15 protein-coding genes are annotated in these 17,490 nt (G+C 58.6%); 7 read left to right on the forward strand and 8 right to left on the reverse strand.

Annotated features, from left to right (window positions below):
- Positions 1–149 precede the first annotated feature (149 nt).
- From AB7828_RS04905 to AB7828_RS04920, 4 genes are all read left to right on the forward strand, one after another.
- A complete protein-coding gene (locus AB7828_RS04905) occupies positions 150–467 on the forward strand; it encodes an ArsR/SmtB family transcription factor (RefSeq protein WP_441229544.1) in 318 nt (105 codons plus the stop codon).
- Between the two features lie 49 nt (positions 468–516).
- On the forward strand, positions 517–1,890 hold the full coding sequence (locus tag AB7828_RS04910; RefSeq protein ID WP_441229545.1) for an NAD(P)-binding domain-containing protein: 1,374 nt from the start codon (positions 517–519) through the stop codon (positions 1,888–1,890).
- Between the two features lie 109 nt (positions 1,891–1,999).
- On the forward strand, positions 2,000–3,178 hold the full coding sequence (locus AB7828_RS04915; protein ID WP_441232196.1) for an MFS transporter: 1,179 nt from the start codon (positions 2,000–2,002) through the stop codon (positions 3,176–3,178).
- Between the two features lie 14 nt (positions 3,179–3,192).
- Positions 3,193–4,392, forward strand: a complete 1,200-nt coding sequence (locus AB7828_RS04920) for an MFS transporter (RefSeq protein WP_441229546.1) — start codon at positions 3,193–3,195, stop codon at positions 4,390–4,392.
- Between the two features lie 176 nt (positions 4,393–4,568).
- Here the strand turns inward: AB7828_RS04920 and AB7828_RS04925 are convergent, their stop codons facing one another.
- Complete coding sequence (locus AB7828_RS04925; protein ID WP_441229547.1) at positions 4,569–4,880, reverse strand: hypothetical protein; 312 nt, start codon at positions 4,878–4,880, stop codon at positions 4,569–4,571.
- 52 nt (positions 4,881–4,932) lie between these two features.
- Complete coding sequence (locus tag AB7828_RS04930; protein WP_441229548.1) at positions 4,933–5,805, reverse strand: exonuclease domain-containing protein; 873 nt, start codon at positions 5,803–5,805, stop codon at positions 4,933–4,935.
- Positions 5,806–6,424: 619 nt separating this feature from the next.
- Here AB7828_RS04930 and AB7828_RS04935 point away from each other — a divergent pair.
- Entirely contained in the window at positions 6,425–10,861 is a 4,437-nt protein-coding gene (locus AB7828_RS04935; RefSeq protein ID WP_441229549.1) for a hypothetical protein, read from the forward strand.
- Between the two features lie 36 nt (positions 10,862–10,897).
- Here the strand turns inward: AB7828_RS04935 and AB7828_RS04940 are convergent, their stop codons facing one another.
- Positions 10,898–11,092, reverse strand: coding sequence for a hypothetical protein (locus AB7828_RS04940; protein WP_441229550.1), 195 nt, complete (start codon positions 11,090–11,092; stop codon positions 10,898–10,900).
- Between the two features lie 1,250 nt (positions 11,093–12,342).
- Here AB7828_RS04940 and AB7828_RS04945 point away from each other — a divergent pair.
- Entirely contained in the window at positions 12,343–12,495 is a 153-nt protein-coding gene (locus AB7828_RS04945; RefSeq protein ID WP_441229551.1) for a hypothetical protein, read from the forward strand.
- 397 nt (positions 12,496–12,892) lie between these two features.
- Here AB7828_RS04945 and AB7828_RS04950 read toward each other — a convergent pair.
- The 3 genes from AB7828_RS04950 to AB7828_RS04960 all read right to left on the reverse strand — a co-directional run bounded on the left by AB7828_RS04950 (position 12,893) and on the right by AB7828_RS04960 (position 15,370).
- Positions 12,893–14,088 (reverse strand): IS3 family transposase gene (locus AB7828_RS04950; protein WP_441229552.1). Its coding sequence is split into 2 segments (ribosomal slippage): positions 12,893–13,839 and positions 13,839–14,088, totalling 1,197 coding nucleotides; the frame shifts between segments, so codons are not numbered across the junction.
- 173 nt (positions 14,089–14,261) lie between these two features.
- On the reverse strand, positions 14,262–14,594 hold the full coding sequence (locus tag AB7828_RS04955; protein ID WP_441229553.1) for a DUF6634 family protein: 333 nt from the start codon (positions 14,592–14,594) through the stop codon (positions 14,262–14,264).
- Positions 14,595–14,647: 53 nt separating this feature from the next.
- On the reverse strand, positions 14,648–15,370 hold the full coding sequence (locus tag AB7828_RS04960) for a hypothetical protein (protein WP_441229554.1): 723 nt from the start codon (positions 15,368–15,370) through the stop codon (positions 14,648–14,650).
- Between the two features lie 145 nt (positions 15,371–15,515).
- Here AB7828_RS04960 and AB7828_RS04965 point away from each other — a divergent pair, with 145 nt between their 5' ends.
- Complete coding sequence (locus AB7828_RS04965; protein ID WP_441229555.1) at positions 15,516–15,821, forward strand: helix-turn-helix transcriptional regulator; 306 nt, start codon at positions 15,516–15,518, stop codon at positions 15,819–15,821.
- A 267-nt stretch (positions 15,822–16,088) separates the two neighbouring features.
- Here the strand turns inward: AB7828_RS04965 and AB7828_RS04970 are convergent, their stop codons facing one another.
- Both AB7828_RS04970 and AB7828_RS04975 read right to left on the reverse strand, forming a co-directional pair.
- Positions 16,089–16,616, reverse strand: coding sequence for a hypothetical protein (locus AB7828_RS04970; RefSeq protein ID WP_441229556.1), 528 nt, complete (start codon positions 16,614–16,616; stop codon positions 16,089–16,091).
- Positions 16,617–16,709: 93 nt separating this feature from the next.
- Complete coding sequence (locus AB7828_RS04975; RefSeq protein WP_441229557.1) at positions 16,710–16,835, reverse strand: hypothetical protein; 126 nt, start codon at positions 16,833–16,835, stop codon at positions 16,710–16,712.
- Between the last annotated feature and the right edge of the window lie 655 nt (positions 16,836–17,490).

Consider the following 17,490-nt stretch of genomic DNA (forward strand, 5'->3'; position numbering starts at 1 on the left):
TTGAAACGAAGGAGGCGGCGGGTAGTGGCTTTCTAGCTCGAAGAGCAGGGCTACCCTGGGACGTCGCTGGGAAGTGGAGGCGCTCACGATATTTCTATAATTCTAGAATAATAGTTGACGACGGCTCGGGAAAGGCGCAGCCTATTGAAATGAAAATAGACGATGCAGCGGCCCGCCTTGAAGCCCTTGGCAATCCAACCAGGCTGAAGATCTATCGTACTCTGGTCAGAGCGGGCGAGGTCGGTTTGCCGGTTGGTCGCCTTCAAGACAAGCTGAAGGTAGCACCTTCGACGCTGTCGCATCACATCAAGACGCTGGTGGCTGCCGGGCTGATCACCCAGGTCCGGGAGGCGACGACGCTCGTTTGTCATGCAAACTACGACGTGATGCGCGGCTTGGTGGATTTTCTCGTTGCCGAGTGCTGCGCCGACGCCGTCGAATGCAAGGACGCAAAAGACGCCGCTTGATCTATCAAAGACCTTTAATTCGATAATTCTGGTATTATGGGAGGAATGAATGACTGAACCAAAGACTGTCGCGGTCATCGGAGCAGGTCCGGTAGGGCTTGCCGCTGCCGCTCACGTACTGGAACGAGGCATGACGCCTATCGTGTTCGAAGCAGGCGTGGAGGTGGGTCATGCGATCCGGCAATGGGGCCACGTGCAATTGTTCTCGCCGTGGGAGTACAACGTCGATCGCGCTGCAGGACGTCTGCTTGAGGCAACCGGGTGGAATTCGCCGGCTTCCGATCAGTATCCGACGGGATCCGAACTGGTTGAGCGGTACCTTGAGCCCTTGGCGACGAAGACGCCCTTGAAGTCTCACATTCTGACATCGAGCAAAGTCACCGATATCAGCCGCCAAGGCTTCGACAGGCTCAAGACCAAGGGCCGCGAGTCCGCACCTTTTGAAATCCACTATCAGAACTCCGGATATCCGGAAGGGCTGGGAGAGCGGGTCGCCCGGGCCGATGCCGTGATCGACGCTTCCGGAACGTGGGCCTCACCGAACCCGGCGGGTGCCAACGGTCTCACTGCCATCGGCGAGAAGGAGGCCGCCGGCAAGATCGCGTATGCGATGCCCGACGTGCTCGGAGCGGACCGCCCCCGATATGCTGGCAAGACGGTTGCTGTTCTCGGGGCGGGCCATTCCGCGATCGGCACCCTGACGGACCTCGCGTGTCTGAAAGCCCAGGAGCCAGGCACAGAGGTTATCTGGCTCTTGCGTGGTACCGACCCCGCCAAGGCTTTTGGTGGCGGCGCCAACGATAAGCTTGCAGCCCGTGGAGAGTTGGGAGCCGCGTTTGCGGCTTTGGTCGCGGCAGGTGACATCAAGGTCGAGCCAGCCTTCCAGACGACCCACCTGACGTCGGAAAACGGGCGTCTCCGGATCGCAGCCGGATCGGCGTGCTGCGGACGCAAGATTATCGCCGATGAGCTCATCGTGGCCACAGGCTTCCGTCCCGACTTGGCTTTTGTCCGCGAGTTGCGCATCCAACTCGACCCCGCCATCGAATGTCCGATCGCCCTGGCGCCACTGATCGATCCGAACGAACATAGCTGTGGCACCGTTCGTCCTCATGGCGCACGTGAGTTGGCGCAAGACGAACCTGGGTTCTATTTTGCCGGCATCAAAAGCTACGGACGCGCGCCGACGTTTCTGATGATTACAGGCTACGAACAGGTGCGTTCGATCGCGGCGCAGATCGCGGGGGACCATGACGCCGCTGGACGGGTCGAACTGGTCCTTCCGGAAACCGGCGTGTGTTCACGTTCGTCGGCAGACGTCACCACGTGTTGCGGCGGGCCCGCACCGACAGTAGACAATGCTTGCTGCGTCGCCGATGCCGTGGCGAAGCAGGACGGCAAATCGGGGTGCGGATGTTCATGATCGTTATCGGGCGCGTTCACGGCCTGCCGCGCGGGACGCGCCCATTGTTTGTGGATCGCAGGGAGTGATCCGTCTCGGAAACTTGCGCGGGCGTCCCGCCATCATCGCAATGTGCCTGGGGCAGCTCGGAAGTTTGCTGCCGCACGTCGTGGTGCCTTCCATCCTTGCGCAGTTCTTGATTCCCGAGTGGCGATTGACGGGGGCGAACGCCGGATTGTTGGCGGGCAGCTATGCCGCGGGCTACATGCTCGCGGTGCCGTTCCTGGCTACGCTGACGGACAGGATCGATGCGCGCATCGTTCTGATTGCCGGTTCGGCATTAAGTGCCTTCGCGACGCTGATGTTCGGATTGTTCGCGGAGGGACTGTGGTCGGGTGCCGCGCTTTGGGCGTTGGCAGGCATCGGCTTTGCGGGTGCCTACATGCCGGGCCTCAAAGCACTGACCGACAGACTGGATCCGGGCGACTCGTCCCGCGCTGTGACGTTCTACACGTCGAGCTTCTCGCTCGGCGTTGGGCTTTCCTTTCTGGTCTCGCAGTTGGTGGCTGAAAGCTTCGGCTGGCGAGCGGCGTTTTACGTTACGGCGGCCGGTCCGTTGGCGATGATGTTTGTCTGTCTGCTCCTGAAGCCGATGGCTCCCACGCCCAGCAAAGGACGTTTACTGAATTTCGGACCCGTCTTCCGGAACAGGTCTGCCATGGGTTTCATACTTGGCTACGGCGCCCATTGCTTCGAGCTTTATGGCATCAGGACGTGGCTCGTTGCTTTCTGGACGTTCGTTGCGGCAAAGGGGGGAGGCGATACGCTGCTCACCCCGATCGCCATCAGCTTCGCATTCTCGATATTGGCGATGCCGTCCAGCATCTTGGGCAACGAAGTCGCCTTGCGCATCGGTCGCTGTCGCGCCCTAACGACCATCATGTTCGCATCGGCCGCAGTTGCGCTCCTGATAGGTATTTGCGCGGACGGTTCTCCCTGGCTACTGCTGCCGCTGATTTTGCTCTATGCGATCACCGTCCCCGCCGACTCTGGCGCGCTGACTGCTGGCATGGCGATGTCGGCCAATCCCGAGAACCGTGGTGCAACAATGGCCGTCCATTCGACGGTCGGATTCGGCTTCAGCGCTCTCGGAGCCTGGTGCGTCGGCGCGACACTCGACGCCTTCGGTGGACCGTTTGCAGCTCCCGCTTGGCTTCCTGCCTTCGGGGTCCTAGCCGCAAGCATCGTGCTCGGCCCGCTCGCCCTAATGTGGTCGCAGGCTAAAACTTCAAATCAAGCCGCTATCTGAATGCGCAGGCAGGCATGACACAGCGTCAACTTCCCATCATTCTCGCTCTCGGAACGACGCAGACGCTGGCATGGGCGTCCAGCTACTATCTTCCGGCAATACTCGCGGATCCGATTTCGCGAGACCTCGGCATTTCGACCAATTGGTTCTTCGCCGCATTCTCGGCGTCATTGGTGATCTCCGGACTGCTTGGTCCGCGCGTCGGCCGTCAGATAGACCGCGTTGGCGGCCGTCAGGTTCTGTGTGCATCGAACCTACTGTTCGCCGGGGGCCTTGCTCTGCTTGGGCTGACGTCTTCGTTGTGGATGCTGAGTCTTGCTTGGCTTTTGCTCGGCATCGGCATGGGGCTGGGTCTATACGACGCGGCATTCGGTGCGCTCGGTCGAATATTTGGCGATCAGGCAAGGCGTCCGATCACCGGCATCACGCTTCTGGCGGGCTTCGCCAGCACGATCGGATGGCCACTGAGTTCACTGGGCGTCGATACGATCGGTTGGCGCGGCACATGCTATGCGTGGGCGGCGGCACATATCGTCATCGGATTGTCCCTTAACCTGTTCTTCCTTCCGAAGACGGAGATTGTCGTCCGAAGCGCAGGCCCCGTTGCAAAGCCGCACATCCCGATGGACAGGATGATGGTGCTGCTCTCTTTCGCGTTCGCTGCAGCATGGACCGTAACGTCGGCGATGGCGGCTCATCTTCCGCGGATCGTGGAGAGTTTCGGTTCAACACCTGCCCAGGCCGTCTTCGCGGGCATGATGATCGGCCCAGCCCAAGTGGCGGCACGCATCGTCGAGGCAGGGCTGTTGAACCGCTACCATCCCCTGTTCTCAACGAGCCTGGCGTGCCTCACGCATCCGATCGGCGCGGGCGTCATCGCCTTGTTCGGGGGAGGCGCGGCCGCGGCATTTGCGCTGCTGCATGGAGCAGGCAACGGCATCCTGACAATCGCGCGCGGCACTCTTCCCCTATCGGTCTTCGGGTCTGAGAATTACGGATATCGTCTCGGTCTTTTGGGCGCGCCGTCCCGAATTTGTCAGGCGATGGCGCCACTCGGCTTCGGCGTATTGATCGGCATCATGGGTGGGGGCGTTTTGATCGTTTCATCCGGGCTCAGCATCGCCGCGCTTCTCGCCCTTCTTTTCCTGTCACGGCAGCGAAAGGGAGCTGCAACAGCCAAGGCGACGGTCCCTCAGCCGATCTCCTCATCCTGAACGCCAAAGATCGTGTGGGCGCCCAGTCATGCGGGTCGAGGAGGGCTGCCCAATCGTTCTTCTGACCTCGCCAGAGGGCATCGACGGCATGGCCGCCTGAGCAACAGAAATGGGGTTTCCGGAAGTTGCTTGGGCTGCGGGGCCCAACCGCCACTGACGGTCGAGGGCAAGGCCTATCACTTGGCGGCGCGCGTCCTGGCCTTTTTCAGTCTTTCTGTCAGATAGTCGCCGATCGTTGGGCTAGATTTCGGCAGCGCCGCATATCTCTCAAGAACCTCAATTTCGCGCTCGGGCTGCCCGATCTTCCGAAAAATGATTGCGGCGTGCTCGTAATACCAAGGTGCAGCGTCGCCCCATTTTGAAATTTCGAACTCCTGCTTGTCCATCTCAGTATGCAGGATAACGAGGGCCTTCTCGTATTCCCCCATTCGCTTTAGGTGCCTGACGGATTCAACTAGCATTTCGATCCGTGCGGCTTCCGGGTTCATTGAGATTGTCAGATAAGGTGCGGGCGTCGGCGGAGGCGCCCCATCGTCTTCTTCAGTCGGGGGGCTCGAGGCCAACCATGTCCATGAAGTCGCTTTCGCCGACAATCCTGATGGATGAGCCCTTGGCGATGAGGTCCTCGGCTTTGCGGTGTTTTGTGCTCTTCTCTTGTCCCTTGGTACGTTTCAGATCCTGATCCCCCACAACCAGAATTGTCGTATTCTTATTGACGCCATCCGAGACATTGCAACCGACCGCACTGGCCGCCTTCGCGGCGGCATTTCTCGGCACGACCAGCCTTCCGGTAAAGCAAACCGTCTCGCCAGCGAGAGGCCCTGATGGATCTCCGTCTCGCGCATATCGCCCTGGCACTTCTCCAGAAAGGGTCAATTCGACGCGATCGAGCCAATTCTCCAACTGAAAGCCAGTGTCGTTGATCGCATGCAGCATCAGCATGCCGGCCGCCATAGCGTCATCCGCCGCATCGTGATGTGTGAAATTTATCGCAAACTCCCCCGCCAACCTCGCCAGCCCGTAGCCTCCACCGTCGTCGAACTGGGGCCACGCGCGTCGCGCAACACGCAGGGTGTCGAGCCAAATGCAGGGCAGGCCTCCAGAGCCGTATTTTGCGGCTGCGCGGGCGAGGGCGGTTTTGTCGAAGTGACTGTGATGAACGACGATCACATCTTGAAGCGCGGCGCTGATGATCGGGAATACCTCGGCCATAGTCGGCTTGCCCGCCACGTCAGCCGCACTGATACCGTGGATTCCGACATTCAGTGGGTCAAAATCATCTTGCGGGTCCACAAGTATCGTGAGCCGTTTGAACACGTCTCCGTCTTTGAAGTGTACCAAGCCTATCGCGCATATGCTCGCAAAGTCAGCGTTTGCGGTTTCGACATCTAAAGCGATGAAATCCTTGACCATCCCCAAAGCTCCCCAGCTCTGGTGCAGGATTCCGCAACCTTAGGACGTAGGCAAGGAGTCTTTAGCCTAAGACTCCACTACTTGGTCTCGACTATGGCTCTTTCTGCGGCCCGGGCCTCCCGAACAGCTACCAGTGGCTGCCTTAATTGTCAGGCATTGTTTCGTGCCGCCGTCGCCGTCCGTCGGGCTGCGGCGGCTCTGCGACTGCTTTCCCACGGATGCAATATCTCGCAACTTCGGAATAGGCTGGATCGGTGGTCTGAAAGAGGCCGACGGCGCTGGAGGCCGGTTGATAGATATTGAATGGATTGTAGTTGAATCGCCACCGCTAATAAGTTCGCCCAACCGGATTGCCCGTGCTTTCGAACTGCGCGATCACTTCCAGTAATTCTGGGAGATTGAACCGGTAGCGTAGGCACGAAATAGCGTGCCTCGCGAATCCTCCGTCAAGCGAGATTGGCCCGACTGTGGCTCTCCACCAGTCCAGAGACTGCCGAGGGAGATTGTGCGCGTCATGGAGGAGCCCGGGAGAGGAGACCTTTCCGATGATAAAGGTATCGCGCAATTTACGGGTGAGCTATTGAGCGACTGACCGCAGCAACGACGATACAATCAGGCGATGTCTGGAGATCTCGACAATTTCATTGACCTAGATCGCACCTTTCGCGACCTCGCCATCTCCGATGATGAGGGCGACGAGGCGAAGATGGTGCGCCTTTGGGGGCGCGATATACCGACCCGCTGGGCCGATCTTCTGGCCGAGCCACGGGTCATCATCTTAGCGGAGGCAGGGTCAGGCAAGACCGAGGAAATACGCCACGTGTGCCGGCGCCAGCGGCGGGACGGCAAGCCGGCTTTCTTCCTGCGGATCGAGCACGTCGTCGAGGATTTCGGGAACAGCTTCGAAGAAGGTGGTCTTGAGGAATTCGAAGCGTGGATCGTGTCAGGCGAGCCCGGTTGGTTGTTTCTCGATTCCGTTGACGAGGCGCGTTTGCGCGATCCGAAAGATTTCGAGCGTGCCATCCGCAAGATCGGTAAGAGAATCGAGCGCGTTTTACCGCGCGCGCACATCGTTGTCACGGGCCGCACGGAGGCGTGGCGCCCGACGACAGACCTCCTGCTGTGCAGGAACAATTTACGCTGGGATGCGCCGGCCACGGCTACGGAAGACCAGCCAGAATTCCAAGAGGAATATGTCATTACCCCGGAGCGGAACAGCAAAGGGTCCAGCAAAAAGGGGCCGTTCCGGATCGTAACGCTGGCAGATCTGCACGGAATCCAGATCGACACTTTCGCCGACGCCAAAGGCGTCACGGATCTAAAGGCCTTCAGAAAGGCTGTCGATCGTGCAGAGGCATGGTCGTTTACCACGCGGCCCCTCGATCTCTCCGAGATGATCGAATTCTGGAACGATCACCAGCGGATTGGCTCACGGCTCGATCTAATGACGAGTAGCATCGTCAAGCGATTGGAGGAGCGCGACCAAGACCGCGCTGATGCGCGGCCCATCTCAGTAAACAGAGTTCGCGAAGGTGCCCGACTGGTCGCGGCGGCGACAACCCTATGCCAGGAATCCGCGATCCGCGTTCCCGACGGGCATCAGAATGCGAAGGGCCTTCCGATCAAGGACGTCCTTACGAACTGGAACGATCAGGACTGCACGACGTTGCTCAGCCGGCCTATCTTTGATCCCGGAATCTACGGGACGGTGCGGTTCCATCACCGTTCTGTCCGTGAGTACCTGACGGCCGAGTGGCTTCATACACTGCTTGTTGACGAAGGATCGCGCGAGAAAATCGAGGGCCTGTTCTTCCGCAAGCAATACGGCATCGAGGTGATAGTGCCGACGTTGCGGCCGGTGCTGCCTTGGCTCGCAGTGCTTGATCGTAGGATTCTCGATAAGGTCGTAGACTTGGCGCCGGAAGTCCTGTTCGAGGGCGGCGATCCCAGTAAGCTGCCACTCGAGACGAGGCGCCGTATCCTGCGCCAAACGTGTGAACAGCTTGCCCTGCCTGCGCATGGCCGTAGTGTCACGGAGTACGAGGCGGTGCAGCGCTTCGCCAACCCTGACCTCGCCCACGATATCGGTGCGCTTCTCGACCAATATGCGGAAGCACACGATATCACCTGGTTCCTGCTCCGCATGGTCTTTCAGGGCGCCATCGAGGCGCTTGCCGACAAGGCCAAGCACTTCGCACTCACCTCGCGCGCCAAATATACCCGCATCGCGGCTATCCGGGCGGTTCTCACCGTGGGCACACCGACCGACGCCGCGGAAGTGCGCCGGTGCTTCGTTGAGGAGGGACCGTCGCTGTCCCGCGACTGGCTCGGCGCACTGCTGGCCGAGCTGCCTCATACAATGGAGGCGATCGCCTGGCTCTTAGCGGCCCTTGAAGGCTCGGCAACTAAGGACCCGCATCAGGTCGACCCGCTGAACGACCCTCTCGCGCGCTACGTCAACGAGCTGCCGCTTACACTGCTCGCGCCGCTTATGGAGGGGCTGGTCGGCCTGCTCCAACGCGAGCCGGTGATCGAGCGTCGACATTGCGAGATATCCCAGCAATACGGTTGGGTGGCCTCGACTGCGGCGCGCGTAGCGATGCGCCTGATCGAAGCTCGTGATCCTGCGACGTTGTCGCCGGCGACCCTGACGGTGCTATTGCTGCTCCCGATCGCGAACGATTATGGACGCCACGATTTTGAGGAGATCCGAAAGGAACTTCCGGACCTGGTGCGGGGGTGGCTGGACCTTAACTATGCCGTGTTTTGGCATTCCGTTGCGCAGGAGCGCGCGTGGCGGGAGCGCGAGAATAATGAGCGCCTCGTCGACTATTGGCATGTGTCGATCTTCGGCAGCTACTGGGCATTCGATCCGACGAGCTTCGATATCGTCGCGGACGACATCGCCAACCGGCCGCTGCCTGACGATCGGCTCGTCGCGCTCACGCTTGCATTTCGCCTGTTTGTCGTCGGCGGGCGTCCTCGAGAGTGGCGTGAGCGGCTGAAACATCTCGTCGCCAAGGAAGAGCTCCTTCGCGGAAAGTTGGAGTTGCTATTGCATCCTCCCGCCGGTGAGCTGGCGAAATATCGTAGGCAGGAGGCGCAGTGGAAACGACGGGACGCACGGATATCGGCAGCGCGAGAGAAGCAGCTTGAACGAGACAAGACGCTCTTGACCGAGCGTGTCAATCAGATCCGCAATCCGGGCAAGCCGGGCATCTACACCCGCGATCAGCATTACCTGCATGAGCGGATGCGATCGTCGGCTAACGACAACAGCAACCACTGGACCGAGGGCAATTGGCGATCGCTGATCGAGACATATGGCGAGCCGGTAGCCAGCGCGTTTCGCGACGCTGCGGTGCGGTTCTGGCGCGAATATCAGCCTTGGACCCAATCGATGGGCGCGTCGACCAATCAGACGTCTTCCGCGGTGATCTTCGGGCTGACCGGTCTCGCGATCGAGGCGCGCGAGGAGCATGAATGGCTTCAGCGCCTGAGCTCCGCCGATGCTGAGAAGGCGACGCGGTACGCGATTGCGGAGATGAACGGGTTTCCGACCTGGCTGCCCGAACTCTATGCAGAATTTCCGGAGCAGGTCGGCGCGGTCCTGATGAAGGAGATTTGGCACGAGCTGGCGAATGAGACCAGCGAGAGCGAAAGCCATTACGTCCTCTATAATATGGCGTGGCATGGCGAGTGGGCACGCGATCAAATTGCCACAGCTCTGTTGCCCGCGCTCAGGGGCAAACGGGTCAGTTCGCGGAACCTCCGGTACCTACTGTCAATCGTTCAGGGCTCCTCGGTATCCGACATGGAGCTGAGCAAGATCGCAGCCCGAAAGACGAGTACGAAATATGATCCAGTTTTCAACCCGATCTGGTACGCTACTTGGGTCGGCGTTGACCCAGACGCGGCAATCCCGGCGCTTGCTGCCCGTCTTGCGGCGCTGAAGGATCACGTTGAGCAGACCAACCTTGCTCTGCGCTTCGTCGTATCGTTGCTGGGGGGGCGGCAATCTGAGGGCCGCGCACGGCTCGCCTATCGCACCGTCGAGCACATGAAGACGCTGTACTTGCTTATGGCGAAGTACATTTGCGAGGAAGATGACATCAACCGTGCGGGGAAGGGCGTGTATTCGCCAGGGCTCCGTGACGATGCACAGGACGCTCGCAACGCACTCTTCGGCTTCATCCGCGAGACCCCGGGCAAGGAGGCCTATCTCGCACTGATCGAGATGGAGCAAGCGCATCCTGCAACGAGATCTCGACCTTGGATGGGCTTTCATGCCAAGACTAAAGCGACCCTCGATGCCGATTTCGCTCCCTGGAAGCCAAGCCAGGTCAAGGAGTTCAACGACGCTAGGGTGGCGACACCGGCTAATCACCGGGAACTTTGGTATTTTGGGGTCGAGAGGCTCGAGGATCTCAGACACGATCTCGAGCACGGGGACGAGAGCATCGCTTCGATCCTGCAGAGCACCGATCAAGAGACTGAATTTCGCAGGTTTATCGGGGGCTGGCTGCGTGGCAAAGCCGGCGGCCGGTATAGCATCCCTCCCGAGGAAGAGTTGGCTGACGCCAAGCGCCCCGATCTGCGGTTTCGAGGCGCGACGTTCGACGCCCCAGTGCCTGTCGAGCTTAAGGTCGCTGACAATTGGACGGGTCCGCATCTATTCGAGCGCATGGAGGTGCAACTCGGCGGTGACTATTTGCGCGATACCAGGTCCAGCAGGGGGATTTTTCTCCTCGTTTACATTGGTACAAGGAAACGCTGGGATCTACCTAGCGGCGGCAAGGCCGAGAGTTTCGAGGCCCTGCTCATAGCACTTCGACAGCATTGGTCCGTGATTTCGAGCCAATACCCCAATGTCGAGGATCTGGCGGTCGTGGGGATCGACCTAACCTTGCGCGGCTTGGATACGAAAACGGTCAAAGAATCCAGCAAGGCTCGAAAGGCCGCTGAGAAGGACAAAAGGGCGGGTTCTAAAAAGCCACGAGGCGAGAGAGGTGCGGGCATAACCCGCAAACAGGGCAAACCGACGCTCGGTGAATGAGTTCAAGGAGCCCCAACGTTCCACACGCGTACTGCGTCAGATACAAGGGCGGCATGAGAATTTTCGTTGCCTCAGATCTTCATGGCGAGATTTGGCCCCACCAGTACAACATCCGGACACATCGTCGACCAGATCCACAAGCCTGGCATCGTCGGCGTGCTTCCAAGCATCCTCCTCGGTCGGGAATTCCTGGCTGAGCTTCGTAACGTCTTCAAAAAGCGCGTAAGGCATGTGGAATCTCCGTCACAGCGACGCGGCAGAGGCCGACTCGTTCTCCGTCAATTCGCGTTGTGGCTTAACCTCCCGCGATTCTGAAAAAGCAACGGCGCCATGTCACAGCTGCGAGTCCACGGGCTCGGGTTACCCCTGACTCAACGCACAGAAAAAACCGCGCGGCTCTAATCACTTATCCGCATAGCGATAAATAGCTGCCTGAAAACAGGGGTTTGGAAGCATGTTTCGTAAATGAATTATGGATTTCTTTTTTCGCCTAAGCGAATTTGCAACGGCACTGTCACTTTTCAATTCAGTGTGTTGAATCAGAATGTTGTCACATCACCAAAAAAATCACGGCGCGCGCTGGATTGCCCAAGCGAGGCTCTTACGGGGCGACAGAAAATGATTCCGTTGCGAGAATTCCTTTCAGCTGTAAGCCTAAGTCATTGGCGGAAAGTGATTTGCTTAGCTCCGCTCCTTCCTAACTAACAAAAACGCCAGCATGGGTGCGCGATGTCGTTTCGGGCCACGGGAGAACTACGAGTGGACACCAAAGATCTGGCGCGCGGACCGTTGTTCACAGGCCAAAATCTGCGAGCCTGAGGTTATCCACGCTAATTCACAGCCTAAGTCATTGATTTAGGTAGGTGTGAATAACGGGGGCCGAATTGCCCACATGGAGCCTGCGATACTTTTCCGGGTATAATCCTGGGATCGGCGTGTCGGACCACCGCGGCACACTATAAAAAATATCGGGCGACGTTCTGACAAACGCCGCCCGATATAGCCTGGCGGAGAGCATCTGGACTCTCCCTCCACACAGCGAAAGTCTTCGCTCTCCCCAGGCACCCTGTCAACCGCGCGAGATGTCGTTTCTCGCAACGAACGAGGCTTGCTTGATGTTACGGAAAACCAATTGGAAGCTGCGCATCTACCGTTTCACGAGCCGGAACTGGAAGTTCCTAGTGCAGACGGGAGTGACTATCCTGACCATTTTGCACAAGTGAGCGGTCGTGATCGTGCGCTTGCAAAATCGTCAGCGCTTGCTAACTTCAGTGCGCAAGACTCGCAGATCATAAGTGAGTCCTCCACGCGTCGAGGCGTTAGTGTTGAAGGCCTATCGGTAGCGATGCTTTCAATACGGGTACTGGCAAAGGCCGGTACTTCAGAGACAAAGGGACCGGTTTTTCCGGCCGAGCTGCGGCAAACTGCGAAAGCAGACCGCGACCCTATCTCTTCTCCGCGTGGTATTGCAGATGCCTCCGATGCTGAATTTCGACCCTTGGGCATATTTCTTCGCCTTCCTCATCGCCTTCGTAGCAGCGCTTCCGAAGATCCTTCGGGAAACGCGCCTGCTCATTCGTGAGGTCCGCGGAAGCCAGACCGCGCGCCGCCGTAATGCGAAGTCACCGGAATAGGCGGCGTCACTATCCCGGTCCGTTATTGCGTGTGTCTGATCATGTCCGTTGACGGCATCTGTGCGGCAATAGGCGGCTATCGTAAGCGCTAGATCGCTCCCAGAACAACGGGACCTATCATCGTCTGGAACATGATCGAGTACCGCTTCTGCGGAACCGCCAAGATGCTGTGCTCCCATTCCGCGCGCGATGGGCCGCACATGAGAGAGATCGAGTGGGCTTTGGCCTCCAACGCGAACCTCTCCCATTTGGTAGAGGCAGATCTCCGGAAGCGCAGCTTGCAGTCCGATCCCAGCGAAAGTCCGAAGAGTCATTTCAAGGGCGGCATCTTCACGCGTCCGTCCCGCCGGGATGAATTGCGTCATGCTCACCCAGGTGGTGACCTGAGCCCCAAGCTTCATCCAGCGACGGGAAGAATCCTTTGATCATTTGAGCCTGTGTGGCTCGGTGATGCAACGGGACGGGGCGCGGAGCCCCATATCAGCTCATGCGGTCCGTCCCGTTGCATGTCGGACGCGTGGAGCTTGGCGTAGGCAGCCGGTGGAAGATTGCCGATCGCGCTGTGAGGGCGGATGGTGTTGTAGTCGTCCTGCCATTCAGCAAGGACTTCGCGGGCATGGTTGAGGGACGAGAACAACGTCTCGTTCAGGAGTTCGTCGCGCAGGCGCCCATTGAAGCTTTCTACGAATGCGTTCTGCTGAGGCTTGGCTGGTGCGATGTAGTGCCATTCGATGCTGGTCTGCTGTGACCATCGCAAGATGGCCATGCTGGTAAATTCGGTACCGTTATCGCTGACGATCGTTAGCGGGGGACCACGCCGGGCGATCACCGCATCGAGCTCTCGGCCGACCCTTGTGCCCGAGAGCGACGTATCGGCAACCAATGCGATGCACTCGCGGGTAAAGTCGTCCACCACGGCCAGCATGCGGAAGCGCCGGCTGTCGGTCAGCGTGTCGCTGACAAAGTCGAGCGACCAGCGATGGTTGGGGCCGTGGGGCAATGTCATCGGAGCCCTTGTTCCCAGCGCTTTCTTGCGACCACCACGCCGTCGAACCTGAAGCCGCTCCTCGGCGTACAGACGCCGCAGCTTCTTGTGATCGATCGAAACGCCATCGATGCGCAACAGCAGGAGCAGGCGACGGTAGCCGAACCGCCGTCTGATATTGGCCAGTTCGCGCAACCTCGCGCGAATGACGACATCGTCGGGCCGTACGCTGCGATAGCGTACCGAGGTTCGATCCGTTCCGATGACCGCACACGCCCGCCGCTGGCTGACCTCAAAACTTGAACAAAGGTAAGCCACAGCTTGTCGCTTCGCGACGGGCGTCACCATTTTTTTGAATTGAGATCCTTCAACATGGCGTTGTCGAGCATCGCTTCGGCCAGCAGCTTCTTTAGCTTGGCATTCTCATCGGTCAGAACCTTCAGGCGGCGGGCCTCGGACACATCGAGCCCGCCATACTTCGCCTTCCATTTGTAGAACGTCGCGCTGCTGATCCCGTGCTTGCGACAAACGTCCCCGGTCGTCGAGCCTGCCTCGTGCTCCCGCAGGATCGCGATGATCCGCTCTTCCGTGAACCTCGACTGCTTCATCTCCGTCTCCCTTCAGGTGACGGATTCTAACCATTTTTGGCGGAAGTTCAGGGGCTCAGGTCAGTGGACGACCAGGAGCCGTGGGCTGAAAATTCGCGGTTTGGGTTTCGCCCCATCGATACTCTCGGAGCCAAAGAGCTCAGTGGCGAGCGCATATCTCCGCACGCTGAAGTTCAGGAGGAATGCTTACTGCCATAGGGACGCCCCAGTCGGTACCAGCGTGACATCGTGCGAGCCACCCCCATATCCTCCACCAGCAGGCAAAGATCGCTCGTGACGATCGGCCGTCCGGCGCCAGGCAGTGTAGGGTGATCCCAAACCGTTCCGGTGAGGCAGGCTGCACTGCGAGAAGTCCGCATCCAGTTGTCGAGAACGGGAGCATGGTCGCCGATGTTAAGGTGCCCATCAGTGAAAAGCATCAGGTCTGTTGCCAGCCGCTGAAGGCGATCGACCTCCGACGCCAGCGCGAGAAGGTCTGCAGGACGTCCGTTTCCAATTTCGAACATATCTTTTCCAGAAATAATGCAAGACGAACTGGTCCAGGTGCGGCGATCGGTGATCAGATGCGAAGTTCTGAAACCGATCGTGCAACGGCTACTGCCGTTGCCTCGACAGTTCGGCTGCAAACGTACCGTGATGTGTTTATGAGATCGTCGAGGTGCTCTCTCGAAATATCGGGGATCCCTCGCTTCAAAATTGACGGACCGGGCAGGCCAGCTCGCATGGAACCATCAAACCGCTCCACTTTGGCCGCGACAGCATGATCATCCATGTCCTCGGGCCAAGCGACCGGTAGAAGCCAGCCACGGTCAAGGGAAGCAATTGGACGTCGCACGTTATACGGCGGGCGCGCAGCTCGGCGATGAAGGCGGAAGTGTGGATCGGAGGCCGATCCCTGATGCGTCTGAAGGTCTCGGTAGTCTCGAACCGCCACTTCGACCTCGACAGCCGCGGGCCTCATGGGAAACAGCACCACGGATGTTGGGATGTCGAAGACCGTATCCCAAATAGTCCTTTTGACCATATCGATGACGACCGTCGAACATTCCGGATGCGCTGCTATCGTATGCCGGATCGCCTCCGTCGTCGCGGCGTGCTCCGCAAGGGCCGCAGTCGAGAACGGGACACCCTTAGCGAATGCGATGACCGGCTGAATTCCTGACATTGTCACCTGCAGATGCAGCGGTCGAAGGCCGATGGCGGCGAGACCTGTCGCTAGGACGACACTGGACACGGTGCGCCCCGCGCCCCCCTTGGACCCTTGCAAGATAAACATCGACATCGACGAATCCTTTGTCAGGCGGAAGTGCCGGAAGCGACAGTAGCCACGGCAAGGGATTCGATGCAATTAAATACATGTAACCGGCAAACTGATGCACATAATCTGTAATTGTTGACAAGCGAATGCCTACTTCGAAAGTACCGGGATGTACGCTCATCCCAAGCTTTTGAAGGCGGCCAGACAGACGCTGGACATCACCCAGAATGACCTGGCGGCAGCGGCGGACGTCAGCGTGCGTTCCCTCGCGGCGTTGGAAGCCAACAAACCCAGGGCAACACTTGCTACAATTGAGGCTGTCCAATTTGCGCTTGTCCAAACGTACGGGGTCACGTTTTTAGGCGAAGATCAGACCTTTGGTGCTGGCTTCCGGCTGCCCCGCGGATTTGGGCAGAAGAAAGCAAAGGGTGACCGACCGATTTCCAAATCCCGGTCGGCATCAAAGCGGAAGTGAGGACGAGCTTAAGGCCGAGGCCGACAGACTGTCAGCCATAACGGCAAAACGGTTTTAAGGGCCGCCAGCAGGGTTAAGTACCAGAAGGGTGCCAACACCTGGTCGGGGACGGGAAGTAAACCGGCATGGGCCGCTGCTCTCGGAAATGACCTTGAGCAATATCGGGTCTGATTTTTACAGCCCCGTGTCTAGGCTAGGCCGGACAGAGGCGGGGGACGAAGGCGCCAGGCCCGGGCTTGGCTAGCAGAGCCCTGGCGATGGGGGCGGTCACTCCTTCCGGGTTTTCATCCAATTCACGAGTAAGGCGCCGAAATCTCTGGCTGCTTTTTGGCCCTCGATTTTATCGGGGTCTATTTTGCTCTCGGCCCGCCATTCGTCGGCAGCCTTAGCAAGTTCAGGAGTGATGTCGAAAAACTTCGGCCTCATCATCCGTGCCCAGATATTGAAAGCCCTCATCTCAACTGTGAGCTTCTTGGCGTGCTGATAGTACAAGCCCGCCGCCATACCGATGGCGGCTTCCGTGTAGACGTCGAAGCCGTCGTCTATCTCGGCGTCCGGGTCTCTATCGGCGTGCTTTAGAAAATTCGTGACTTTGTTGAATTCGACTTCACCGCGCTTATCGAGGTAGGCTTTGAGCGCGACCTTGGCATCACCCTCGGACGTGATGTCGTACAGCACACGAAAAGCCGCCCGTGACACCGTATGCACCGCCAAAATATCTTCGTTCGCAAAGAACATGCGAATCGCGGCGTCGAGTTGTCGTCCGCTCGCCTCAAGCTTGCTGATTTTTGCCATGTCACCCCTAGTTGGGGATGTTCTATCAGTCGGGCACAACCCTGTCGCGACATGAAAGTAGTAGCGGGCGCCGTCGCACCCGCTACCTTACGCTTAGCGTTGCTTCAGCAAGAAGCGCTGAAGCAACTGGTCGTACCCCGCGCGGTCATTCGTGACGGCGAACCGCTGAATCTCCGCGAGGTGTTGAGCCCAAAATTTCCGGGCCATCTCGGCAGTCATGCTTTAGCTCCATGTTTGAATGAAGCTTCCCGGAAAGCCGTCTTCATAGTGACCACCCCGGGCTGGTTGTCACTCAGTAATTGAAAGAAAACCCTCCAAAACCGGCAATTTGAAAGATTCTTCTCGGTGTTTAATATAGCGATGAGAAGAATATTCCCCATCGGGGCTTGCCATCTAGTGAGGCCGGCTCAATTGAGCTGAATATACCTGCCACTCCGTGCTCAGTCCGCGACCGCCAAAGCCCGCGGTTGTAAACATACGGGCAATTTCGGGCTCATTTTTACCCGTTAGTTTACAAAATGCCCTCGCGAAGCCGATGTCGGCTCACGAAGGCCTTGTTAAGGCGAGATATCTTCACTCCTTTACAAAAATTGCTCCGCATTACCAGAGTGACTGTTGGTTGGAGCTGTGTGTAAACTAAAAAACGCTTTCGTCGCTTCTTCAATGACTTAGCGTTTTTCAGCTTCCGGATTGCCGACGAGACTCGAATCAGATGCCGTGGGGCCCGCTTGTGTAAACAAGGGGGGCTTTCGTTTGATAAATCAACGCATTGCCAGCCGATTTCGCGTAAAGCCCGTTGTAATGGAGGGCGGCGAGAGGTTTGGGCTTCTCTTGGATAGGGAGAGCGGGCTGCCGGACCCTTGGGCTAGCTGAG

This window comes from Tardiphaga sp. 215_C5_N2_1, from assembly GCF_052076055.1.
In the GTDB taxonomy this organism is placed as follows: domain Bacteria; phylum Pseudomonadota; class Alphaproteobacteria; order Rhizobiales; family Xanthobacteraceae; genus Tardiphaga; species Tardiphaga robiniae.

Bases quoted from the DNA above. Each gene is read 5' to 3' on its own strand.
- AB7828_RS04905 (WP_441229544.1), top strand. From the start codon at position 150: ATGAAAATAGACGATGCAGCGGCCCGCCTTGAAGCCCTTGGCAATCCA.
- AB7828_RS04910 (WP_441229545.1), top strand. From the start codon at position 517: ATGACTGAACCAAAGACTGTCGCGGTCATCGGAGCAGGTCCGGTAGGG.
- AB7828_RS04915 (WP_441232196.1), top strand. From the start codon at position 2,000: ATGTGCCTGGGGCAGCTCGGAAGTTTGCTGCCGCACGTCGTGGTGCCT.
- AB7828_RS04920 (WP_441229546.1), top strand. From the start codon at position 3,193: ATGACACAGCGTCAACTTCCCATCATTCTCGCTCTCGGAACGACGCAG.
- AB7828_RS04925 (WP_441229547.1), bottom strand. From the start codon at position 4,880: ATGAACCCGGAAGCCGCACGGATCGAAATGCTAGTTGAATCCGTCAGG.
- AB7828_RS04930 (WP_441229548.1), bottom strand. From the start codon at position 5,805: ATGGTCAAGGATTTCATCGCTTTAGATGTCGAAACCGCAAACGCTGAC.
- AB7828_RS04935 (WP_441229549.1), top strand. From the start codon at position 6,425: ATGTCTGGAGATCTCGACAATTTCATTGACCTAGATCGCACCTTTCGC.
- AB7828_RS04940 (WP_441229550.1), bottom strand. From the start codon at position 11,092: ATGCCTTACGCGCTTTTTGAAGACGTTACGAAGCTCAGCCAGGAATTC.
- AB7828_RS04945 (WP_441229551.1), top strand. From the start codon at position 12,343: ATGCTGAATTTCGACCCTTGGGCATATTTCTTCGCCTTCCTCATCGCC.
- AB7828_RS04955 (WP_441229553.1), bottom strand. From the start codon at position 14,594: ATGTTCGAAATTGGAAACGGACGTCCTGCAGACCTTCTCGCGCTGGCG.
- AB7828_RS04960 (WP_441229554.1), bottom strand. From the start codon at position 15,370: ATGTCGATGTTTATCTTGCAAGGGTCCAAGGGGGGCGCGGGGCGCACC.
- AB7828_RS04965 (WP_441229555.1), top strand. From the start codon at position 15,516: ATGTACGCTCATCCCAAGCTTTTGAAGGCGGCCAGACAGACGCTGGAC.
- AB7828_RS04970 (WP_441229556.1), bottom strand. From the start codon at position 16,616: ATGGCAAAAATCAGCAAGCTTGAGGCGAGCGGACGACAACTCGACGCC.
- AB7828_RS04975 (WP_441229557.1), bottom strand. From the start codon at position 16,835: ATGACTGCCGAGATGGCCCGGAAATTTTGGGCTCAACACCTCGCGGAG.